The organism is Shewanella psychrophila (genome assembly GCF_002005305.1).
GTDB lineage: Bacteria > Pseudomonadota > Gammaproteobacteria > Enterobacterales > Shewanellaceae > Shewanella > Shewanella psychrophila.
Genome location: NZ_CP014782.1, coordinates 952121 through 976625, shown reverse-complemented (window position 1 = coordinate 976625; position 24505 = coordinate 952121). Strand labels below are relative to the sequence as shown.

Here is a 24505-nt window from a genome sequence, read left to right as displayed (position 1 = left end):
ATCCATTCCGAGTTAGTTACTGGAGTTATTATGGCGATCACTTCTCTCGACCCTCACACAGCATTAATAGTGGTAGATCTACAAGTAGGCATTTTAGCACTAGACACCTGTCACCCGACACTGTCCGTTGTCGACAACACTTGCCAACTGCTTGAGCAGTTTCGAAACCTTCAATTACCCATAGTACTAGTGAATGTAGCAGGTGTTGCGGCAGGAAGAACCGAGCAGATACCGTCTAATGGCGAACGCCCTACTAATTGGAGCCAGTTAACGGAAGTGTTGCAGCCAGAATCAAAGGCGCATCTGATCACTAAGAGAACTTGGGGAGCGTTTACCGACACAGGCTTAGATGAATATTTAAAATCAAAAGGTGTCACTCAGGTCGTGATTACAGGCATAGCAACCAGTATAGGAGTAGAATCAACGGCTCGCCAAGCATGGGAACTCGGTTACAACATCACCTTACCCACTGATGCGATGACAGATTTTAATCTGGACGTGCACCACAATAGTGTCAATTTTATATTTCCTCGCATGTCAGAAACTGGCTCTACACAAGACGTATTAGCGTTGATGAAAGAGACTTTTGTTTCAAGCAAACAAGATGGCCGAGACTTGTCATACTAAGACGGCCTTCGCCTTATTGTTGATTCTAGAAAATGGATTCCGGCCAACGAGCATGCCGGAATGACAAGGGAGTAGATATCACTTTTCCTCTTCTTAGATTGTCGTCCCGGACTTGTTCCGGGATCCACCCTCGGCTTGTTATATTGAACATAGAAAATAACAAGCATGCCGGAATGACAAGTTGAGTGTAGATGTCATCAGTACTTTACTTGATGTCCCTGACCGTCATGGACGATGGAAATGTCGATTCAGCTCTAACAGCCCACATAGTGAGCACCGCCTTAGCTCTTCCAACAAAGTGCCCTCTTCGCTCAACCTACGCAGCGCCTTCTTAACCCTTAAAACCCAGTAACGTCTTAGTTTTTCAACGAAGTGACCCTTAAAGTGCATCTTAGCTAGCCCAATCCACTCAAACTCTGTATAATTCGCGACCTAATTTATTCATATTAATGCACGTTGTTATTTTGGCCTGAGTTTTAAAAAGCGAGTCAATTCAAAACCTGCCTGTACACCTAGGAACATTTCTTTGATATCCACCGCGAACATCACCATGCAGTTTGGCGCTGAGCCTTTGTTTGAAAACATTTCAGCGAAATTTGGACACGGCAACCGTTACGGCCTTATTGGCGCGAACGGCTGTGGTAAATCCACATTCATGAAAATCCTCAGTGGCGCTTTAGCACCAAGCTCAGGCAATGTCTCTATCACACCGGGCCTTAAAGTCGGTACATTGAGCCAAGATCAGTTTGCGTTTGAGCAATACAGTGTTGTCGATACCGTGATCATGGGTGATGCGAAACTTTGGGAAGTAAAGCAAGAACGTGACCGCATCTACTCGCTACCGGAAATGAGCGAAGAAGACGGCATGAAGGTCGCCGAACTCGAGAGTGAGTTTGCCGAGATGGACGGTTATAGCGCCGAGTCTCGTGCCGGGGAAATCTTGCTAGAAGCGGGTATTGAAGAAGATTTTCACTTTGGTTTAATGCAGCAAGTTGCTCCAGGTTGGAAATTACGTGTGCTTCTGGCACAGGCATTATTTGCTAACCCAGACATCTTGCTACTCGATGAGCCTACCAACAACTTGGATATCCATACCATTTCTTGGTTAGCAGTGGAGCTTAATAAACGTAAATGCACCATGATCATCATCTCTCACGACAGACATTTCCTTAACTCTGTCTGTACCCATATGGCTGATATCGATTACGGCGAACTACGTATCTACCCAGGTAACTACGAATATTTCCTTGAAGCATCTGGCCTTATCCAGGAGCAACTATTAGCCGGTAACGCTAAGAAGAGCGCCGAGATGGCCGAATTACAGGACTTTGTTAACCGCTTCGGTGCCAACGCATCTAAAGCTAAACAAGCCAGTTCTCGTGCCAAGAAACTTGATAAAATCAGCTTGGATGAAGTCAAATCTTCTAGCCGTATGACACCGTCTTTGCGTTTCGATGAAAGTAAGAAAATGCACCGCCAAGCACTCGTTATCGAAGAGCTTGGACATGGCTTCGACGATGAAACCTTATTTGAAGGCGGCGAGCTGATCCTCGAAGCTGGCGCCAAGTTAGCCGTTATCGGTGAAAACGGTGTCGGTAAGACCACCCTACTTCGCTGCCTAGTCAACGAATTAGCAAACAATCATGGCATAATTAAATGGTCAGAAAATGCCGCAATCGGTTACTGCCCACAAGATAGCACTGCTGATTTCGATAATGACCTGACGTTATTTGACTGGATGTCACAGTGGCGCACACCTAAGCACAACGATCTTATGGTCCGTGGCATGTTAGGTCGTCTATTGTTTACCGAAGACGATGCCAACAAGAAAGCAAAGAACTGCTCCGGTGGAGAGAAAAACCGTCTATTATTCGGCAAGCTGATGATGCAAGACATCAACGTGCTAATCATGGATGAGCCAACTAACCACATGGATATGGAAGCCATCGAAGCATTAAACAATGCGCTTAAATTATTCGAAGGCACTCTTATCTTCGTCAGCCATGACCGTGAGTTCGTATCATCATTGGCCACACACATCATAGACGTGAAAGACAAGACATTAGTCAACTTCCACGGCACCTTCGATGAATACCTAGCCAGTAAGGCTGAAGCCGAAGCCAGAAAAGTCGCTTAACCTGACTCAGTAGCTTTGCTTATAAATAGCTTGCATAAAAAACGCGCCAGACTTTAGTCTGGCGTTTTTGTTTGTGTTCATTTTATTTATACCAATCGATATAAAGGTGTGGTCACTCAGCGAGAGTTTAGTGCTTCAGAGGCAAGGCAACGAGTGAGGAACATAGTTATTCTACGTTTAAGCTCGTTAACGCCGTATCGGAAGCGCTAAAACTCGCTATCGACAATCCCTAAGCCCAAATAGCTGGCATCGGGATTATCCGAAATACCTACTGCTTACCGTCTAAACGTTTCTTAAGATTAAGTGCAGCATCGGCAGCTAACAAACGCATAAATTCAGAGCCATTGTCCTGCCCATTTTGTCCGCCTCCGATCACAATTTCAGGCACAAGACGACTGTTACCTAAGCTGTTGAATAAAGCTGTTTGGATTTTTACTTCCGCCTTTAATGTTTCATCGAAAACATACTTAGGATCAAGTGCTGCAGACTTAGCCCTTTGACGAGCTTCGGCTAGTACATCCATGCCTTGCGCCTCTAAGCGTTGCTGTTTTAAAATTTCTGCTTGTTCTTTAGCGAGCTCAGCTTTTACGGCCACACGTTGCTGCGCAGAAATAATCGCATTAGCTTTAACCCTCTCGGCGTCAATTTGCTCTTTAATTTTTAACTTTTCAGATTCAGCTCTTTGCTTAGCAATAGCTTGTTCACCTAAAGCGACTTCGGTACGAGCTTGTTGCTCAGCTTTCTTAAGGTTTTGTCTTGCAAGAGCTTCATCGGCAGCGGCCTGCTTTTGTGCTTCAAGCCTAGCGTTCACTTTACTCTCGTAATCAATATCGATAATACTCGCATCGACTACCGTGATCCCATAGGCACCCAAGATAGCCGAGTTACGCAATGGCTCACCTCTTTCATTCTCTTTTACCTTGATGGTGACACGTTGTTGTTTACTTAAGTTATTAAACTCGCCAGTTTTAGTACGGCTTCCGGAACCGAAAATTTGCTCAGTAACAAAAATCCCATTAACCAATTGATCAGAAAAATCTTGGCTGAGTTGTCCGTTCCCACCAGAGTAATGCTGTTCTACTGACATCATTCTAGCAGAGGCCTTCACATTTTCAGTTGTCGCACGCATCAATAGATTTGAGATTAACGTTTCTTGAGAACCAAATTCTTCGTGGATTTTGAGTAATCCCCGTAATGAACCAGATTCACTGGCAGAAACATTACCTGGTAATCTAAAACGCGCAACGCCTCTGGCATCACCCGTTGTCGTATCAAGGAATCGTATAGGGATTAATGGCACCAAGGCACTGGCCGTTGCGGCGTCATCACCGGTAAAATTAATCGAAATCACTTTTTTATAGGCTGATACTGTACCAAAGGCTTTAAAATAAGGTCCAGCTTGACTGATAACCGTAAGGTTTCCAGTGAATGCCGATTGGTGAACCAGACGCTCGTCCGCCTCATTCCAGGCGACCATTTGTGAGATTAACGTCGCGATGACCACCAACACAGTGATAAATGCAGCAATTAAAATCATGTTGCGACGTCCAAGTCGGGCTAATAAAGAACTCTTTGTGACTCGCTGAGCAGATTGAACATTACTATCCATGTTTGTTGGTCTCCATATTTAACTTCTTTTTGACAAAGTAGACAATTTCTTGCTCTGTTAACTGAGCACAAAAACTACCAGACCTATGCAACTGTATAAAGGTCGCCAAAATGTCTTGTTTACTTTGTGATGTTTTATCTTGGTTTTCTTGATTTTGATTCTTTTCAATAAGCTGGGTGATTAACTCATCCACTATCGTATCTTCATCAAATAACACATTATATTCTTTAGATTTGCTGATCCGGCCTTTATGTATATTGCGATAAATAACATAAAGTGCCGCGCACAAGATAATAATGAGCACACTCAAGCCTGTAATATAAAAAAACATAATCTCTACTTATATGTTGTTTTGAATATTCAATTTGGTGTAACAAGCACAAGCGTGAGCCCATAAATGTTACACCTAAGCATTTTACAGGATAAAAGTGTAAATAGCAGGTTAGGTATGGTCTAGAGTATTGATTGTTTATGTAAATTTATGATTAAAAAACAGCGAAGAAACATAGAGAGGTTCTAACCTATTATCTGGATTATAGGATTGGTTTAAACAATAGATTCCGGCCAACAAGCATGCAGGAACGACCATGTAGATGTTCCATAGTTTTCCCTACCTCTAAGCCCTTCCCACCCGCGCAGTAAACATCGTTTCAGCCCTATACTTTTTGCTTCTTTAACTGCAAAAAACACATCACAGACAGTAGAGTAAAGAAAGCGGGGTCGCTCCAGCCTAAACCGACAAATATTCCAGTGAGTCCCGCATAAGTAGTGATAATTACGCCCAGGAGATTTGAGATCATTAAGGCTAGAAATAACCTCTTCGCAATCGCGCCCACTTCTATATCACGGAGTAATAAGCTGACGGCAGCAATACCCCCTAGAAATATCGAAGTATGCTGTGAAAGAAAATAAGCGTACTGATCATTAATCTCGACTCCATACATGGGCCACATCAAGGTAGGGACAAAAAATAGAGCCAATGCAAAAACCGTGTATATACCACCATGGACCGTTAAAAAAGTTCTGTTGTTCATAATATTATCCTACTTATCGTTACTTACTGATTTACAACTACTTAAATCTCTGCTGACTTAGCAAATAGGCTTACTGACTCACTAATCTAATAGAGGAGCCTGATTAATTTGTGATAATCGAGTGTTCACATCAAAAATTATGCCTCTGATGTTTGATATCCCCATCTTCTTTAAACGAGCGCTGTGCATTTTCAAGTACGCTTGAGCACTGGGCTCGTCTTCAAACAGATAAAGACCGCCACCGAGTTGTGAGACTTCATTTTCTGTCCAAATTTTCCAGATCATTCCAGGCTCATGATTAATTGACCCAGCCAACTCGAGCATCTGGCTCGCCATTTCATCGCCGAATGGGCCACTAAAACCAAAATCGACTTGTAGTAATTTCTTCATTTTACTTTCCACCTAATAACTAAGTTCATTGTAAATTGAGAGCTGCTAGTGCCTCTCAAGCTTAGGTGTCATAATACCTTCATGAATTGAACAGAAAAGTTCATAATATTGCGCCTTAATGTGGATAAAACTGACCAATGAGACTAAAAACAACTCTGGATCAATGGCTAACCTTGTATGAGATTGATCGTGCTGGCAGCATTCAGGCCGCAGCGACACAATTAAACAAGAGCCATACCACGCTTATCTATGCGGTTAGAAAGCTGGAGCAGCAGCTAGGCGTTGACTTAGTCGAAGTGAAAGCCCGCAGAGCCGTACTCACTGATGATGGGAAATCTCTACTTCGCCGGGCAGACTCTATGTTAGAGCAAGCCCGTGAGCTTGAGGAAATGAGTACACAGTTGGCCAAAGGAATTGAGTCTGAAATCACCGTCGCCATAGATCATCTTTGTGACCGTAGTTGGTTGTATCAACCAATTGCAGAATTTTTAAAAGACAATAGAAATACCTCGATTCAAGTCGTCGAAACTTCGCTATCAAAAACATCTGACATGGTCACAAGCCAACAAGCTGATATTTCTATCATCACCTTACCCATAACAAACTACCCTTCGGAAGCGTTCGGCATAATCACCATGCTACCGGTGGTAGCCAAGAACCATCCATTGGCAGATAAACAGGCTTTATCCTTAGCAGATTTCACCACTAACTGCCAAATTGTAGTAAGAGATCTTGGCCGTAACTCAAAGCAAGATGTAGGTTGGCTTAAAGCTCAGCAGCGTATTACGCTAGATACTTTCGATCACGCATGGGAAGCCGTCGAACAAGGCGTAGGTTTTTGCCGTATGCCTGAGCATCTGTTAAAAAGCCGAGATTCAAGCAAGATCACAGTGTTGAAAATAGAAAATGCTGACATGTACCAGGTCCCTATTCACCTGACCTTGCCAAAAGGTGCTAAAACAGGTCCAGCAGCAAAATGTCTATTTGAAATATTACTAGAGAGTAGAAAACAGAGATTAGCAATATAATATTAAAGCAGCTCTGATCTATAACAGCATCTAGCGTGATAATGCAAAGATGCAGCTATAGATATACAAGATCAAATAAGTCTCTACATTTTTGTCATCCCGGACTTGTTCTGGGAGCCAGCTTTTACCTTTTAGTTCTAAAGAATAGATTCCGGCCAACAAACATGCCGGAATGACAGAGGTAAACATGACGGAATGACAAAATAAGCATCATCTGCCACTCCTCTTTTATCGTATTCTGACCTACAGGGTCTGTTATATTCCGATATCCCTATCGGTCAGGGCGAAAATTTAATGGTCACCACTTCTTTAGCTGTCTTCCCGGACTCGTTCCGGGATCCAGCTTTTTGTCTTTAAGTTCTAAAGAATGGATTCCGGCCAACAAACATGCCGGAATGACAGAGGTAAACACGACGGATTGACGAGGCAGTTGTGAAGCCCCTCTTTGTGCTCGAAGCTATTACCGGCTTTGCTTTACCAGCGCTAGCGTCTTCTTAGCTCCACCCGTTCACACAGTGAGCATCGTCTATGTTCTACCTATCCTGCAAGCGAATGATCTCTTCATCGACCCATTTTAATAGCTGCTTGATGGCTTTTGAGAGGATCTGGTTTTGACGCACAATATAACCAAGACTTGTAGTGGGAAATTCGGGTAACGGCGTCACTTGGGTCTTTAAGTTTCCCTTAGTAAAAATTGAAAACTCGGGCACTATCGCCACACCGAACCCTGCTTCTGCCCAGTCTATTTGTGCATCAACACTGCCCACTTCCATAATTCGGTACTTGGGTAAATTCAATGACGGCAGCGCTAAATCGAGTAAGTCTCGGGTGCGGGTATCGTGACCCAATAAAATCAAGGTAGGTTCTCTCTCTAAAGCTATCTCTGGCTGTAGTTTCGCCCGTTGCCATAGCGCTAGGTTATCTCCAAGTGCACACCAGCGTATCTGTTGTAACTGGGTGAAATGTAGCGGTTGACTCTCTTTTTGGGCGATCACAAAACCCAAATCCGCTTGTGCATTTTTAACCAGTTCAGATGCTTGTGAAGAGGTGGTATTTAACAGCGAAAAATCGATCCCAGGAAATTCAGCTTTAAACAACTGAAATGGTGAGATCAAGAGTAACCGAGAAATTATGTCACTGGCCGCAATCGTGAGCGTTCCTTGGCTAAGATCATTAATCGCGTTGAGATCTGACTGGCAGACCTGTAACTCCATTAACGTTTTTTGGCTGGTATGCAGTAATCGAACACCCGCTTGGGTTAAGTGAAACGGATTGCGTTCAATGAGCTTAACTCGCGTCATTTTCTCTAATTGCTTGATATGTAAACTGACATTAGGTTGGGTCATGTGCAGCGCAGCAGCTGCCTTACCAAAGTGTTGGTGCTGCGCTAAGGTGACAAACGTTCTAAGCCAATTGAGCTCAAACATAGCTTTTACCTGGTTATTTAAATCATTTCTCTCGCCATGATATATGAGTTGCTTATCAAAATGATAATTATTATTAATTTTCCATATCCTAATTATTGAATTAGCATAGTCACTTAATTATTCAGGAGTGTGAGTTATGCCGTCTATTGTTGTTGTGGGTGCTAATTGGGGCGATGAAGGAAAAGGCCGTATCGTTGATTTTCTTGCGGCAGATGCCTCTGCAAGCATTCGTTTTCAAGGTGGTAATAATGCGGGCCATACCGTCGTCAATGACTTTGGTTCCTTTAAATTACACCAGCTTCCGAGTGGCATATTCAACCCAGACTGTACGGCAGTACTCGGTCCAGGCATGGTCATCAGCCCTGCGGCATTAAGCGAAGAAATTGCCGAGGTGAAAGCCGCTGGTGTCAGTGTAAAGTTACACATTTCAGATCGCGCCACTTTATGTCTGCCTCTACACGCACTCGAAGATACTCTGGAAGAAGAGCGTCTAGGCGATGGTGCTTACGGTTCTACTCGTCAAGGTATAGCACCCGCCTATGGCGATCGTGTCATGAAAAAAGGCATTCTTGTGGGCTGGTTAATGCAACCTGAAGTGTTGCTTGAACGTATTCAATTTATGCTCGATTGGAAAATGCCACAATTAAAAGCCCTATACCCAAGTTGCGACTTTAGCCAAAGCGCTGAAGAGATGACAGCATGGTTATTAGAAGTCACGGCGCCTTGGCGTGAATTTATCTGTAACGTGACTGAGCCGCTAAAAGTCATGCAAAGCAAGCAAGCCAACTTACTGTTTGAAGCGCAACTCGGTGCAGGCCGCGACTTGGTTTATGGTGAATACCCATGGACAACTTCTTCAAATGTAACCGCAGCTTATGCAGGTATTGGCAGTGGATTACCAGCACTACGCCCGGAACGCATCATTGCCGTGGCGAAATCATTCAGCTCTTCTGTAGGCACTGGAACATTAGTAACAGCAATGGAAGAGCAAGATAACTTCCGTGAAGCATCTAATGAATACGGAGCAGTAACAGGTCGTCCTCGTGATATGGGTTACTTTGATGCTGTCGCAACCCGTAATGGTGTCGAGTTACAAGCCGCTACCGAAATCGCATTGACTAAGATTGACTGCTTAACTGGCATGAAAGATCTAAAAATCTGTGTATCTTACACTGGTGAGCACACACAAAACCCAATCTGGCCACAAACTGCTGCCCTAACGCCTATCTATGAGGATATGCAAGGTTGGAGTGAAGACATCACAGGTTGCCGTACATTTGCCAGCCTCCCCCAAGCCGCACAATCTTATGTACTTCGCATCGAAGCGTTAATGGGTGTACCAATCAAAATGGTATCAGTAGGCCCAGAACGTGAGCAGATGATCCTTAGATAGTAGAGTGAAGCGAGGTCGAACTGGCCTTTTAACAAGGATGTTATTACCAGAACCGAGAAGCAATTATCGACCCGGTCTTTCTCGTTCCGGGTTCCAACTACATATACGTCATACCGGACTTGTTCCGGTATCTAGCTTTAGAGCTTGATTCGAAGACTAGATTCCGGCCAACAAGAACACCGGAATGACAATAGGTGTAAACTTCAACTTTACCCTACATATACGTCATACCGGACTGGTTCCGGTACCTAGCTTTAGGCTTGATTCAAAGACTAGGTTCCGGCCAACAAGCGTACCGAAATGACAGTAGCTAGACATGACTGGACGACTCTCAGTTCATACTATGAGCCCCTCTTAGCACTTCCTGCTGCATCGTCTTTGCCTTACCAATGCAATGTCTTCTCTGTTTCTACAGCGCAGCGTCATCTCAGCTTTACCCTACCTCCCAGCTCTTTCTGCTCATGAAGTGAGCATCATTTTAGCCTTATAAAACCTTCAATATCCCCGCTACACAGAATAGGCATAGCAGCTTGTAGTTTATCCATGGGCCAATCCCACCACTTCATCTCGAGTAACTGGGCAATTACCTGCTCATTGAATCGCTTCTTTATCACTCTATTGTTGGCTACTACTAGGCTATAAGGCTCGACATCTTTTGTGATCACTGCTCGAGCACCTATCACTGCGCCGTCACCAATTTGCACGCCAGGCATTATCATGGCTTCGCTGCCTATCCATACATCGTTCCCTATGACTGTATTTCCTGCACGCTCAAAGCCACTGTTAACCCCATCACCAAATGTGTCTGTCGCAAATGGAAAAGTAGAGATCCAATCTAGTCGATGGCCTTGATTTCCCGCCAACATAAAACAAGCGCCTGAAGCGATAGAGCAAAACTTACCAATGATGAGTTTATCGACCTCACCGTATATACCAGCTTCCCATACCTCACTGGTAGAGCCATCGCCGAGTAAATAACGCACGGCCTGATCCTCGAAAGACTTACCGTGATAAAAGCCTGAATAGTAAGTGTGATCACCCACCTCTATATTTGGGTTAGTGATCTGCTCTTTAAGCGTTCTAGACTCTAACCAGCTAGTAAATTCATTCATGACCATTTCCTATTTTATATCCTCAGATTAACTAGACAGCTTCACTATCAAGCACACTAAGTAAAATGCTTTAGTGCTTTTAGATTGCGTTTTTATTGAAACCTTCGTTGTAAAGAGTCTAACGAATCACTATTCTTACCAGAAGTGAGTAAATGGATAATCAGAATTACCATATGGAAATAAACTGGCTAGGTTACCTCCCCCTCTACATTCAGCTATGTGAAGAACGCAGCATTGCGGCAACCGCCAAACGCTTGGACTGCTCGACCGCTCATGTGAGTCGCCAGTTAGTAAAACTTGAAACCTTACTGAATAAGCAATTGATCCACAGGACCACACGCCAATTTGTTGTGACTGCAGACGGACAGGAGTTTTACAGGAACGCCAAAGCTTTGATGGAGCATGCCGAAGAGATAGACAGCAAAATATTTGATAGTGAAGCGACGAGAGGCAAGGTTAAGATTTCAGCTTCTGCTTCATTCGGTGCTAGTAGGCTCTCGGCTATTCTCACTGAGTTTAGTAAACAACATCCACAGATTGAGCTGGAAATCTCATTCACTGAGCAGCCAATAGACTTGATTGAAGCAGGTTTTGACCTAGCCGTATACCTAACCGACACACCTGCAGATGGCTATGTCGGACATAAGCTCAAATCAATCATCTGTGCAGCCTACGCTCACGAGAATTACATCAAGGCCAATGGCTATATTCTGCACCCGAGTGAATTAGCGGCGTATAACCACATCATCTATAAGAGTGAAATATTAAACCTGGATAGCTGGCAGTTTGTGCAAACAAAAACCAATGAAATTTTTAATGCCAAACTCACAGGAAACTTTAAAACTAACATGCTTCCATCTATGGTTGAAGCCATGTTAGCCGGCTGCGGTGTCGCCATGCTTGCAGACTTTGCCTTGGATAAACTCACAGAGGATGAAAGAAGCTCGATAATAAGATTACTGCCAGAATGGACAACCACAGGCGTACTGCCCCTGTATATCCTGTATCCAAAAAGAAAGCACCTCCCCAAACGAACAAGCTTACTCATAGAGCACTTAAAAAAACGCTTATCGAAATCGTAATAAGGCACAGTCTAATCATTCCGGGATCAGCTTTACTCTCGATATAGAAACATGGATTCCGGCCAACGAGCCTGCCAGAATGACTGTAGGTAAGAATACCAGAGAGACGAAAGAGGAACACTCCCGAGACACCATTTTGCTTTAACAGCTCATACGGCAAGTACCAGTTTAGATCTCAAACGAATGGTCATTATTACACTTCCAGCAACAGCATAGTCCTTGCTTGACCACCGTCTCTGCTCCATTAACGAAGTATTATCCTAGCTTCTCAGTTTAGTATCATTTTTTAAACTAAATTAAGGGATAAATAAGATAAGCCTGTGATAATAATATCAATCTGTTAGACCTTGTTTCGTGCAGTAAGCTTGGTTTAATAATCTTTCTGTCATAAAGAATCAACAGACAGGTGAAATGAGTAGCTGCACACAAAGTAAATAGGCTGTAATCGCTGTAAGTTAAAATCAAATCAGGAAAGTCATGAATCAAATTACCCTTATCGCATTAGTCACCTTAGCCGTATTAATCCTAGCAACTCTCATCATCATTCCGGTGACTAAACTAATGTTCAATATTGCAGTAACTGTCGTCCCTTTCATCATTGTCACGATTGGAGCTTACTTCATCTACCGACGTGTTCTAAAAAGGATTAGAGGGTAATTTAAAGACTGTACATAGAGTATTGTCACAGTAATCTTTAACCTATTTATCAAAAGTACAAATAATGTGTCATACCGGACTTGTTCCAGTATCTATTTTTAGCTTATATCTTGAGGCAGAGAGTAGATTACGGCCAACAAGCGTGCCGGAATGACAAGGTGGATGTCATCATTTACCGTCATACCGGACCTGTTCCGGTATCCATTTTTTTAGCTTATATCTTGAGGCAGAGAGTAGATTCCGGCCAATAAGCATGCCGGAATGACAAGGTGAGTGTAGATATCATCATTTACCGTCATACCGGACCTGTTCCGGTATCCATTTTAGCTTATATCTTGAGGCAGAGAATAGATTCCGGCCAGCAGCATACCGGAATGACGAGGTGGGTGTGGATGTCATCATTTACCGTCATACCAGACCTGTTCCGGTATCCATTTTAGCTTATATCTTGAGGCAGAGAATAGATTCCGGCCAACAAGCGTGCCGGAATGACAAGGTGAGTAAGGATGTCATCATTTACTGTCATACCGGACTTGTTCCGGTATCCATTTTTAGCTCTTATGTTGATTTAAAAGCTAGATTCCGGCCAGAAGCATACCGGAATGACGAAGTGTGTGTCATCTCAACTATTTTAACCCACCAAACTACTCGTATATTGACAGCTATTCGCATCTTTCATTCGGTGCAGGCTACAAGCTAAAAACTCCTTACCGCTTTTACTGTTGGTGCGCTTGACAAGCTTGCCAGAAACACATTCAGGGCAAACTTGTAGCTGGTGGTCACATTGGGCAGATGCGCAAATGTGATGGGTTTCATTACGTAACATAGGGGCGCTTTTACAGGATGTGCACGCGTCTAACTTAGTGTCACAGTAATGTTTGCCTAATGAGCAAGTGTAATAAAGGCCGTAGCGCCCTTGTGTGGGAATAAGTTTGCCTTCCTTACAGTCGGGGCAAGATAAAGACTCAATATACATAGGCGCAAGATCGCTGAGATAACAGCGAACATCGTTATTAAAAGTACGTAGCTCTTTCACAAAAACAGACTCTTTACCAAGTTCAGCTTGAACAAATACCGTCTTCTTAGCACGAGATAAGGCGACATAAAACAAGCGGCGCTCTTCGGTATAGGCATAAGTATCTAGTTTTGGCAGCAGAGCTTCTAAAATAGGATCGCTAGCTATCTTGCTCGGAAAACCATACTTGTCATCATTCACATCGAGCACGATAACAAAGTCGGCCTGCTTACCTTTTGAGCCATGGGCAGAAAAACCAGATATCTGTAACTGTGAATAACGCTTCTGCCAAACACTTAAATCCTTTAATGAAGATTTAAAACGACTGATCACCATGACACTTGTAGATTCAGTGTCAGCAGTTGACTTAGAGCTAATAGCTTCGACAATGCTATTAAAAGCCTGCTCTAAGCCTGTCTCTTTTGAGCTAATCAATAAACAGACTTCCGGATTATCACTGACAGCGTGAGTAGTCAGGGTTTTCTTAAGCTGTGCCGGATTAGCCTGAATAAAACTTGAGGCGACCTTCTCAATCCTATCGTTAAATCTAAAAGTCTTGTCTAAGGTGACAACTCGAGTCTCGCCAAACACCTGCTTAAATTCGGTGGTTAACTTAAGGTCGCTGCCGGTAAAGCGATAAATAGCCTGCCAATCATCGCCCACACAAAATAGCGCACAGCCTGGGCTTGAATCCCGCAACTGAGTCACCAATTTAGCGCGCTCTGCAGAAATATCCTGAAACTCATCGACCATGATGTATTTAAAACGAAATTGACCTTGGGTCTTCTGATGAAAATCACTGGCTTGAGTCATCTCAATACTTTGACTGATCATATCTGAAAAATCTAAAGTCTTAAGCGAGCTTAGGTGCGACTCATACTTGGCTATCACCCACCTAAACAGGTGCAAAAAAGCCTTCCATCTGACTTGATTATAAAGGGTACTTTTTTTATCAGCCTTATCCTTATTATTACTAACTGGCATCACCTTAATCAGCTCAAGATCGGCTAAAGAGAAGCTCGAAGCTTTAAAAAGAGACAGAAAACTCGACATTAGCCGACTGACATTACGGTAAACACCCAAAGCTTTTACCTGGGCAAACACCTCTTCAGGCGATATAGGCTTAAACAGCTGGTTTTGTGCCAGCCCTACCTGCTCACATCGCTCACATAACAGAGCCTCTAGACGTTGCTCCAGTTCGCCCAAGTCGGCTTGCCAACTAAACGTCTGCAATAAACAGGTGTTGTGGTGTTTATGAGTGTCAATTTTCCATTCACGGCTAAGGTTATAGGCAACTTTATCTATATCAGCACGGGTATTACCGTTTTTGTCGATGCCAAAATGCTCCAGATACGCATCGAGAGCCGGAATATAAAAGTCAGGCTGATATACACTTTTACCCGGCTCACTCACTAAAACACCATTTTCAGGCTGATACTTAGATTCATACTGAAACTGTATGCCGTGAGTAAACAGGTAATTACAGATCGTGAGCTCTTGAAAACTCTTCACCAAGTCACCGGAAAGGGCCCTTATCTCATTATTTTTAAGGTATGAGCGATATTGGCCCTGGGTTTGAAAGTCCAGCTCATTGACTTGGGGATACAGATAACGGCCAAAATATTCGGCAACAGGATCGGCCATTTTAGGATCGGCGACAATGGCGTCAATCTGTTGATCGACAAATTGCGTAAACTTTTTAGTATCACTGGCAAGCACAGACACTTGAGTTGAATTGCCTAAGTAAGATTGAATAATCTCTTTACCTAAACCGTGGAAAGTACTGACTTTTACTGAATTAAGGCCAGCTGTAGCATAAACCCGTTCTTTAAGTTCAACCATGGCATCTTTACCATAGGCCAACATTAAAATTTCTTCGGGTTTGGCCAACCCTTGCTTAACCAGATATGCAGCTTTAGCCGCCATGGTGCTGGTTTTTCCTGTACCGGCACCTGCGATCACTAAGGTATTATTTTCATCGATAACACACGCCTGACGCTGCAGTGGTGTTAGGGGGTTATCTTCTAACGAATCAAACAGAGCCTGATAAGCCTCTAGCTGCTTACCCTGCCACCATTGATTGTATTTAGCAGTAAACTGCTCTGGTTGTTTAATAAACTTAGCCAGTCGGCAATTGAGCTTAGTGACATCAAAACCTAAAGTTTTGAAATGCGTGGTTTGCTTAAACGAGGCCAAGCTCCCACTGTAACTTTGGTGTAAACGGGCTCGATCTGAATGGCGTAAATAACGTTGATGCAGGCCAAAGTCTTTATTAAAGTTGCTAATATCGGCCAGCAAGTTCTCATAAGTTTCCAGTAAAGCAGGCTTACAAAACATAAGTCTGTTGTGCTTAGCGAATTTAAACAGAGGCTTGCTCGGAATAAGCCTGAAAAAGGTAAACTTATTGCTCCCCCACACCAAAGTCTGAGTAAACCAACCCGCCCTCACCTCAACCGGTTGTTCAATGCTGGGGTAAGTGAATAATTTACCGTCAATGGTTAAGCCTTGCTCACACAAGCGCGCCGTTTTACCAAAAAACAGCCCTTGCAGAAAACCAAATTCAACCTCATGTCGCCTAAGCTCCATTTACAACCTCAGAAATACAAAATTCCCGAGCATATTAACAACTAAACGCATGTGGCAATAGTAAAGACTGTAGAGGCTTTGATTGTTACTCTCTCAAAATCATCAGCCACTCTTGGCAGCCTAGTCATACCGGACTGGTTCCGGTATCCAGCTTGTGATGTTGATTCTAAAACATGGATTCCGGCCAACAAGAGTGCCGGAATGACAATTGGTAAGCATACCGGAAAGACGGTTGGTAAGATTACGGGAATGACTAGGTAAGTGTAGATGTCATCACATCTTCTTTATTACTGTCTTCCCGGACTTGTTCCGGGATCCAGCCTTGGATATAGATTCTAAAATATGGATTCCGGCCAACAAGAGTGCCGGAATGACAATAGGTAAGCATACCGAAATGACGGTGGTAAGATTACGGGAATAACTAGATAGGGGTAGATGTCATCACATCTTCTTTTTATTGTCTTCCCGGACTTGTTCAGGGTTCCAGCCTTTATTTTTCAAACAATGGATTCCGGCTAACAGGAATGCCGGAAAGACAGTAGGTAAGCATGCTGGAATGACGAGGTGCGTTTAATATCTGTTTTACTCACCGTCTTTGTTTCTACAACGCATCGCCATACTGAGCTCAAACTCGCTTATGCTAAATCCCCCTCGGGCAAGACCTCAGTGACTGAATGAATTACCACCGTACCCCTTGCCCTTCATAAGCTTTAGAGAATGCATCTGACTGATAGTCGCTGCCTTTTTAATTTCATTTTTTAACTAGATCACGTAAACTGCGCGCCATAGATTATGAACCATATCCCCTGTTAGGTAACCACCCGATGATACGTCTAAACGAAGTCAAATTACCGTTAGATCATGACGATGATGCATTGCGCAATTTTGTGCTTGATAAACTGTCGATCACGACAGAGCAGCTTGTCGACATCCATATCTTTAAACGGGGTTATGATGCGCGTAAACGTAATAAAATCACCTTGATTTATACCCTTGATTTGACGTTTGACAATGTTGATGAAGATCAAGTGTTAGCACGATTTGAAGATGATCAACTAGTAAGAAAATCACCTGACACAAGTTATAAGTATGTCGCTCAAGCGCCTACGGATTTAGAAGAACGCCCCGTTGTTATTGGTATGGGTCCATGTGGTCTTTTTACCGGTTTAATTCTGGCTCAAATGGGCTTCAAGCCTATCATTTTAGAGCGTGGTAAATCCGTACATGAACGCGCAAAAGATACCTTCCGTTTCTGGCGTAAAGGTGAATTGAATACCGAGTCAAACGTACAGTTTGGTGAAGGTGGTGCCGGGACATTTTCTGACGGTAAATTATACAGCCAAGTAAAAGATCCCAACTTCCTCGGCTTAAAAGTAAAACAAGAATTCGTAGCCGCTGGTGCACCAGCTGAAATTATCTATGTCAGCAAGCCTCATATCGGTACATTCAAGCTAGTCACTATGGTTGAACGTATGCGCAGCAAGATCATCGAGCTTGGCGGTGAAATTCGTTTTGAAACCCGGGTTGAAGAGATCAATATCGTCGACAATCAAGTAACTGGTGTGACACTCAATGGCGGCGAAGTCATCAATTCGAAACATGTCACCTTGGCAATTGGACACAGCGCACGTGACACAGTGCAAATGTTGCATGATAAAGGCGTTTACCTTGAAGCGCAGTCTTTCTCGGTAGGTTTTCGCATTGAGCACAAACAGCAACTGATTGACCAAGCGCGCTTTGGTAGCAATGCGGGTCATCCGATTTTAGGTGCTGCAGATTACAAATTAGTGCATCACTGTAAAAGTGGTCGTTCGGTATATAGCTTCTGTATGTGCCCAGGCGGCGTTGTCGTGGCAGCCACATCAGAAACCGAAGCCGTGGTCACTAATGGTATGAGCCAATATTCACGCAGCGAGCGTAATGCCAACAGCGCCATTGTAGTGGGTGTTTCACCGAGCGATTTCAATAACGATCCGCTGCAAGGTATCGCACTACAGCGCGAGTTAGAGCGTAATGCCTATATCTTAGGCGGAAGTACTTACCAAGCTCCAGCACAACGAGTGGGCGATTTCTTGAAAGGGGTTGAAGCCAAGCCATACGGCGACGTTGAACCATCATATAAACCAGAAGTCACCATGACAGATCTCAGCACTAGCCTGCCTGATTTTGCCATTGAATCAATCCGTGAAGCCTTACCCGCGTTCAATAAGAAGATCCCCGGTTTTGCCCAAGATGATGCCATGCTCACTGGCGTAGAAACACGCACTTCATCACCGGTTCAAATCAAACGTAATGCAGGTTATCAGAGCATCAATACCAAAGGATTATACCCAGCCGGCGAAGGCGCAGGTTATGCAGGAGGCATTTTATCAGCTGGTATCGACGGAATAAAAATTGCTGAAGCCGTGGCCCTCGATATGCTAAAAGCGAAATAAACAGCCCAAGTTAGCTGCTGTCCCAATTGATTGACCATCTCGTCATGCCGAACTTGTCCCGTCATCCTGCTTCTGTCATCCCGGACTCGTTCCGGGATCCAGCTTTTGCCTTTAAGTTCAAAGAGTGGATTCCGGCCAACAAGCCTGCCGGAAAGACAGTAGGTATAGATGGCACTATTTACTCTTCTTTAGTTGTCATGCCGGACTCGTTCCGGTATCCAGCTTTTGCTTTAAATTCAAAGAATGGATTCCGGCCAACAAGCCTGCCAGAAAGACAGTAGGTATAGATGGCACTATTTACTCTTCTTTAGTTGTCATCCCGGACTCGTTCCGGGATCCAGCTTTTGTCTTTAAGTTCAAAGAATGGATTCCGGCCAACGAGAGTGCCGGAAAGACAAGGGGATATGTCATAGGCGCGACTTCAATTGCAGTCACCTGCCGCTCCTCTGATTGTCTTCCCGAATTTATTCCATCATCCTGTTTCTGTCATGCCGGACTCGTTCCGGGATCCATTCTTAGCTTCCCCGACACTAGCCCGTTAGCAATAAAGCTTCCCTCTCCCCTTTGTATAAACTCTTGTCAATGGGTAAATATTTACCCTTAACACTAATATTTACCATTAACGGGTAACTTAATACCCACTACCTTAAATTTAGGCGATTTCAATTAATGAGTATATAATTACCCTATAAAGTCATAATTGTCATTAAAGGTTACTTTTATGCCCATTAACAATATTTATGCGATGACCGACGAAGGCATCGCCCAAGAGCTTGGTTCGCGAATTGAACAGATGCGCCTTGAAGCGAACATCAGCCAAGAGAAACTCGCTGAAGAGGTGGGGATCACCCGAAAAACCTATAGGAACCTAATCAATGGCAATGGGAAGTTCCAGTGGGTGATCGCGGTACTTCGAGCGTTAAAACAACTTCAGCTTGTTGATGAATTCATCCCAGAAAAAACATATAGCCCGATGGCGTTACTTAAGCAGCAGGGAAAAAAGCGTAAAAGAGCCTCAGCATCAAACCGCAGTGCCACTACAGACGTGACCAACACACACTTAACCCGACACAGTCCCATTAAGGAAGAAGATAAATGGTGAACAAGAGTCCTAGCGTTGCACGAGTCAACATTGCCGGTGAGCTTGTTGGCGCACTCTCTATCGATAAGGGCATATGCTCTTTTCAATACGCTGATGGTTGGCTCAATAAGGGCATCGAAATATCCCCAATTCACTTACCTTTAAACGACAAGATCTATTCCTTTCCACGGCTTAATACAGAGACTTACAAAGGACTTCCTGGCGCATTTGCTGATACATTACCGGATGATTTTGGTAACGCCGTGATTGATGCTTGGTTGGCGCGACAAGGTCGTACCAAAGAAAATTTTACGGCGTTGGACCGTCTGCTCTACACTGGTAATCGAGGCATGGGGGCCTTAGAGTACGCCCCCGGTTATGGCACTGACAAGGGTAAACTATCAACACCGTTAGAGATCCAATCATTAATGGAGATGGCGCAAACCGTGCTGGATCAACGGGCAGGTATCGAGCTTGCATTCGAGCAGGACAAAGAAGCCGCATTAACTGAAATGATGCAAGTCGGCACTTCAGCGGGCGGCGCTCGCGCTAAAGCCGTCATCGGCATTAACCAAAATAGAACAGAGATCAGGAGTGGCCAAGTGGCCCTACCCCAAGGTTTTGAGCATTGGCTGTTGAAATTCGATGGCGTGAGTGAGTCCCTGTCTAGTAAAGAAACATTCGGGGATCCCAAAGGATATGGGAGAATGGAATACGCTTATTACTTGATGGCTCTCGATGCCGGAATTGAGATGCAACCCTGTGAATTATTGCATGACGGTGATCGCGCTCATTTCATGACCAAACGATTTGACCGTGATCATAATAAGAAATTTCACTATCAATCCCTCTGTGCAATGGCACATGCAGATTACAAAATACCGGGAGGCTATAGCTATGAACAACTTTTTTCGTTGATGCGACAGTTGGCTCTTCCTCGGTCTCAGGCTGTGCAAATGTTTAGACGGATGGTATTTAACATCGTGAGTCGCAATAACGATGATCACACCAAAAACTTTGGCTTTATGCTCAACCACGACAATGATTGGATCATAGCACCCGCTTTTGACATCGCTTATTCGTACAGACCAGATTCGTATTGGGTCAGTCAGAGCCAGCTGACGCTTAATGGCAAGCGTGATGACTTTAATATCAATGATCTGATGATCATCGGCAAATTGTTCCAAAAAGAAGCCAGTCTCGTGATAGAACAAGTAGTCGACTCCGTTTCAAAGTGGAACTACTTCGCCAAAGAGGCTGGGGTCTTTACGCACTTTCAAACTACCATTGGCAAACACCACCGCTTGGACATTTAAACCCGCGCAGACGTTGTCTTATTATGCAGTCCCAATTGAAGCTGTCATCTGACCATTTCGTCATCCCGATCTCCTGCTTCAGTCATCGACCGCCAAGGTCTGTGATATTCCCGATATCATTCCCCATATCCTCATATCCCCATATCTCTATGGGTCAAGGCGGAAATGTCGATTCGTGGTGACTATAAGGATATAGGAGGTACGAGTCCATGGAAGGACAAAGGTAGAATAATGCAGGAGCTATTATCGAGAGTGAAGCATGGATGCCAGAACCGAGAGCAATTATCGACCTGGCTTCTTATTATGCCGTCATCCCGGACTTGTTCCGGGATCCAGCTCTTGTCTTTAAGTTCAAAGAATGGATTCCGGCCAACAAGCCTGCCGGAAAGACTGTAGGTATAGATGATACTATTTACTCTTCTTTGGTTGTCATGCCGGACTTGTTCCGGTATCCAGCTTTTGCCTTTAAGTTCAAAGAATGGATTCCGGCCAATAAGCTTGCTGGAAAGACGAGGGCGAAGCAGGATGCCAGAACCGAGAGCTATTATCGACCTAGCTTCTTATTATGCCGTCATCCCGGACTTGTTAATGGATTCCGGCCAATAAGCTTGCTGGAAAGACGAGGGCGAAGCAGGATGCCAGAACCGAGAGCTATTATCGACCTAGCTTCTTATTATGCCGTCATCCCGGACTTGTTCCGGGATCCAGCTCTTGTCTTTAAGTCCTAAAAATGGATTCCGGCCAACAAGCCTGCCGGAAAGACTGTAGGTATAGATGATACTATTTACTCTTCTTTGGTTGTCATCCCGGACTTGTTCCGGGATCCAGATCTTGTCTTTAAGTTCAAAAATAGATTCCGGCCAACAAGCCTGCCGGAAAGACAGTAGGTATAGATGGCACTATTTACTCTTTTTTAGCTGTCATGCCGGACTCGTTCCGGTATCCAGCTTTTGCTTTAAGTTAAAAGAATGGATTCCGGCCAACGAGAGTGCCGGAAAGACAGTAGGTATAGATGATACTATTTACTCTTCTTTGGTTGTCATGCCGGACTCGTTCCGGGATCCAGCTCTTGTCTTTAGGTTCTAAAAAGTAGATTCCGGCCAACAAGAATGCCGGAAAGACGTGTAGATGTAGGCTTTATCATTGCCCTACTCTGATTGTTATCGTTGCGATTTCACTTGCAGCCACATGCCACTCCTCTGTGTGTCATCCCGGGCTTGTTCCGAGATCCCTTCTTAGCTTCCCTGACTTGCATCTACTAACTCATTAGCAGTCAAACTGAACTTCCTTGGACACATCGCTGAGCGACTTGATAAGCAATAGCGTTAATCTGATCTTGGTTATAGGTAATACGGTTTAATTTCGGGATGGTACCGACCAATTGCTTATGATTACTAATCGAAAATGGAGGCTTTGTTTGAGTTGTAACTTACCAAGCTGGAAAAACTAAAACAGGCAGTGCAACTGTGGATTGGCCAACAGCTTTTGACGTAAGAAAGACTTGCAAAGCCATATACTAAATCTCAAGTTAAAGACTTGGCTGCTCAGGAGTTACATCATTTTTGCATTTGCACTTGTTCTATTACACCAATAACTCCTTAAACTCTTTTCCCTTTAGCCAAAGCGGAGAACTGTTCTGTGCCGCGAGCTGGTATGCCCAAGTAGCTATTGCTTCAGAGCGCTGACTCTCACAAACAAAGTAGCTATTTAGCTCTGAGGTAATAATCTTTTCATGTTTTATGATGTTTTGTTCAAACCAGCGATCTTTATGTTTTTCTGCGGCTAAGTGATCACGTTTGGCGTTATTACACTTGCTGTGTGCAAGAACGAAGTTATGGCCAAGATCGGACGGATAACGAGCCCAGGGGATAAAGTGATCGACTTCGCCTTGTTCTTTCAACGGTTTCTTACAATAGAAGCAGTTGCCATGCTGTATCTGCAGCAATAATGGCCTCGCCTGGATGATGGCTTTGCGATCACTGCCGAACAGAAAGTCAGACAGATTGCCTTGACCACCAATTACATTTTGATTAGAAGCAAAGTCACATACCTTTTGCGTCCAGTGACTACGGGCCAGTGATACGACTAAGTCATGGAAACGCCTGAAACAGAATGCGATACCTGAGTTTAACTGAATGTGTTTTTTACTCTTGTCATGGGGATAGTAAAAACACTCAGGGTTACCAGCCAATAACTGTAATCGCCACAGCGGGCCTTCTTTGAGTGTTTTACGAGTCTCGTTGCATAACTTACGCCAGCCACTATGGGCTTTAAGTTGCGACAAGTTTCTTACCCCTTGGCTACGAAAAGTACTTAGATTATTGATTAACGCTGATTGCTTACCTGAATTTTGTAACAGCAGAAAAGGTTCGGCATCTGTAGCGCTAAATGGCAGCGAGTGTTGCCAGTAGAGTTCGATAAACTTCTCGACGATTTCATCTATGGTAATGATGCTGTCAGCTTCATGGCTTATATTCAAACTTGTATTTGAATCTGTATTCGAGCTTTTATTTGAGCCAGTATTTGGGCGTGTGTAATGAGCCTTTTCGATACAAATATCAGCCAGCGCATGAAGCAGTGCAAACTTATAGGTGGCGACAAAATCCCCCTCAATAAGCAAACGCTGTAAGTAAGCGATAAATTCGACCTGCTTTGTGGCATCGACCTCTTTCAAGGATGAGTCTTTTAAGAATGCATTATTCACCCAGTGACCTCATGCTTGCAGTTGAAACACTTGCGTGTACTAGCACTAAGGTTTGCCAATAGACTTCCGCCCTTCCTAGCTTGTCGGTTTCGTTTGCAGTGGTATCGATAACAGTTAGCCCCACACTTTCAGCAAGACACTCAAGTTCTTTGTCGCTTACTTGAAACATCTGACGCTCATCATTGCACGGGCCATGACGAAGCGTGATCACCAGTTTTCCATTTGGAGCGAGTAACTTAGCCAGTGTTCGTATCGAATCTGCTCGTTCTTGTATTGGAATGTGCATCCAGATGGCGCTAAGTAAAGTAAGATCGAATCTGGAGTCTAAACTTGTGACTTTAACTAAAGCCGGTAGCGCATCATCAAGCCAAGTGACATTGAGATCTTGAGTGAACTTTTGGCCTAAAGCAGCCAAGCCTTGTGCAGGCTCGACAGCGTACACTTCAACTGCTTGTTTTTCTGTGTCCAGCTCTGCCAGATACTTAACATCACGACCTACACCGGCGCCGATATCTAAGAAACGCAACTTAGCATTCTGTTCACTTAGCTTATTAGCGAGTAGCGAAGCTTCGGGTAACCTATGGGATGCTAAGGCAGGCTTAACTGATGATGGATTGAGGATACTGTTGAGATGAGGCAACCAAGACGCATGAACCTCTTCGAAAGACTTAGACAGATACTGCGCAGCCAAGTCATCGGCATGTTCATTATAGAAACTGATGTTAGTGCTGTAATAGAACTCAGTTGTCACGGCCGCGTTTCCCTCTGCGTTTTTTGATTAGATAATTGATAGTTACTTGATTGATATGACAATCAATTTAGTCAGTGACGTTACCATAGAGACGCAGGGAAAAGAATAGTGAAATGCCCAG

19 protein-coding genes are annotated in these 24505 nt (G+C 44.0%); 10 read left to right on the top strand and 9 right to left on the bottom strand.

Annotated elements, in window-relative coordinates; all coding sequences use genetic code 11:
* The first annotated feature begins 30 nt into the window (after positions 1–30).
* Together sps_RS04310 and sps_RS04305 are read left to right on the top strand one after the other, a co-directional pair.
* Positions 31–627, top strand: a complete 597-nt coding sequence (locus sps_RS04310) for a cysteine hydrolase family protein (RefSeq protein WP_077751404.1) — start codon at positions 31–33, stop codon at positions 625–627.
* Between the two features lie 526 nt (positions 628–1153).
* Positions 1154–2764 (top strand): ABC-F family ATPase, encoded by a 1611-nt coding sequence (locus sps_RS04305; protein WP_077751403.1) that lies wholly within the window; start codon positions 1154–1156, stop codon positions 2762–2764.
* 268 nt (positions 2765–3032) lie between these two features.
* Here sps_RS04305 and sps_RS04300 read toward each other — a convergent pair whose 3' ends face one another.
* The 4 genes from sps_RS04300 to sps_RS04285 form a co-directional block, all read right to left on the bottom strand.
* The gene (locus sps_RS04300) at positions 3033–4373 is read right to left on the bottom strand and encodes an SPFH domain-containing protein (protein WP_077751402.1); all 1341 of its coding nucleotides are present in this window, start codon (positions 4371–4373) and stop codon (positions 3033–3035) included.
* Entirely contained in the window at positions 4366–4704 is a 339-nt protein-coding gene (locus tag sps_RS04295; protein WP_077751401.1) for a methanolan biosynthesis protein EpsI, read from the bottom strand. The genes sps_RS04300 and sps_RS04295 overlap by 8 nt, the downstream gene beginning before the upstream one ends.
* Before the next feature lie 325 nt (positions 4705–5029).
* On the bottom strand, positions 5030–5407 hold the full coding sequence (locus sps_RS04290; RefSeq protein ID WP_077751400.1) for a hypothetical protein: 378 nt from the start codon (positions 5405–5407) through the stop codon (positions 5030–5032).
* Between the two features lie 81 nt (positions 5408–5488).
* A complete protein-coding gene (locus sps_RS04285) occupies positions 5489–5797 on the bottom strand; it encodes a monooxygenase (protein ID WP_077751399.1) in 309 nt (102 codons plus the stop codon).
* A gap of 137 nt (positions 5798–5934) precedes the next feature.
* Here sps_RS04285 and sps_RS04280 point away from each other — a divergent pair, with 137 nt between their 5' ends.
* Positions 5935–6825: a LysR family transcriptional regulator gene (locus sps_RS04280; protein WP_077751398.1), complete on the top strand. Its 891-nt coding sequence runs from the start codon at positions 5935–5937 to the stop codon at positions 6823–6825.
* A 533-nt stretch (positions 6826–7358) separates the two neighbouring features.
* On the opposite strand, the gene sps_RS04275 is transcribed toward sps_RS04280, so the two are convergent.
* Complete coding sequence (locus sps_RS04275) at positions 7359–8252, bottom strand: LysR family transcriptional regulator (protein ID WP_077751397.1); 894 nt, start codon at positions 8250–8252, stop codon at positions 7359–7361.
* Positions 8253–8388: 136 nt separating this feature from the next.
* Between sps_RS04275 and sps_RS04270 the strand changes: the two genes are divergently transcribed.
* A complete protein-coding gene (locus sps_RS04270; protein ID WP_077751396.1) occupies positions 8389–9645 on the top strand; it encodes an adenylosuccinate synthetase in 1257 nt (418 codons plus the stop codon).
* Between the two features lie 473 nt (positions 9646–10118).
* On the opposite strand, the gene sps_RS04265 is transcribed toward sps_RS04270, so the two are convergent.
* Entirely contained in the window at positions 10119–10757 is a 639-nt protein-coding gene (locus sps_RS04265; RefSeq protein ID WP_077751395.1) for a CatB-related O-acetyltransferase, read from the bottom strand.
* Between the two features lie 152 nt (positions 10758–10909).
* Between sps_RS04265 and sps_RS04260 the strand changes: the two genes are divergently transcribed.
* Together sps_RS04260 and sps_RS04255 are read left to right on the top strand one after the other, a co-directional pair.
* The gene (locus sps_RS04260) at positions 10910–11839 is read left to right on the top strand and encodes a LysR family transcriptional regulator (RefSeq protein WP_218919630.1); all 930 of its coding nucleotides are present in this window, start codon (positions 10910–10912) and stop codon (positions 11837–11839) included.
* 477 nt (positions 11840–12316) lie between these two features.
* Entirely contained in the window at positions 12317–12496 is a 180-nt protein-coding gene (locus sps_RS04255; RefSeq protein ID WP_077751394.1) for a hypothetical protein, read from the top strand.
* 631 nt (positions 12497–13127) lie between these two features.
* On the opposite strand, the gene sps_RS04250 is transcribed toward sps_RS04255, so the two are convergent.
* On the bottom strand, positions 13128–16097 hold the full coding sequence (locus sps_RS04250; RefSeq protein ID WP_077751393.1) for a UvrD-helicase domain-containing protein: 2970 nt from the start codon (positions 16095–16097) through the stop codon (positions 13128–13130).
* A gap of 824 nt (positions 16098–16921) precedes the next feature.
* Here sps_RS04250 and sps_RS04245 point away from each other — a divergent pair.
* The 4 genes from sps_RS04245 (at position 16922) to sps_RS04230 (ending at position 21657) form a co-directional block, all read left to right on the top strand.
* A complete protein-coding gene (locus tag sps_RS04245) occupies positions 16922–18532 on the top strand; it encodes an NAD(P)/FAD-dependent oxidoreductase (protein ID WP_077751392.1) in 1611 nt (536 codons plus the stop codon).
* Between the two features lie 721 nt (positions 18533–19253).
* Complete coding sequence (locus sps_RS04240) at positions 19254–19634, top strand: helix-turn-helix transcriptional regulator (protein ID WP_218919629.1); 381 nt, start codon at positions 19254–19256, stop codon at positions 19632–19634.
* Complete coding sequence (locus sps_RS04235) at positions 19628–20929, top strand: type II toxin-antitoxin system HipA family toxin (RefSeq protein WP_077751391.1); 1302 nt, start codon at positions 19628–19630, stop codon at positions 20927–20929. Before sps_RS04240 ends, sps_RS04235 begins: the two co-directional genes overlap by 7 nt.
* Before the next feature lie 263 nt (positions 20930–21192).
* Positions 21193–21657, top strand: a complete 465-nt coding sequence (locus tag sps_RS04230; RefSeq protein ID WP_077751390.1) for a hypothetical protein — start codon at positions 21193–21195, stop codon at positions 21655–21657.
* A gap of 854 nt (positions 21658–22511) precedes the next feature.
* Here the strand turns inward: sps_RS04230 and sps_RS04225 are convergent.
* On the bottom strand, positions 22512–23633 hold the full coding sequence (locus tag sps_RS04225; protein ID WP_237157986.1) for an HNH endonuclease: 1122 nt from the start codon (positions 23631–23633) through the stop codon (positions 22512–22514).
* On the bottom strand, positions 23626–24384 hold the full coding sequence (locus sps_RS04220; protein ID WP_077751389.1) for a class I SAM-dependent methyltransferase: 759 nt from the start codon (positions 24382–24384) through the stop codon (positions 23626–23628). The genes sps_RS04225 and sps_RS04220 overlap by 8 nt, the downstream gene beginning before the upstream one ends.
* Between the last annotated feature and the right edge of the window lie 121 nt (positions 24385–24505).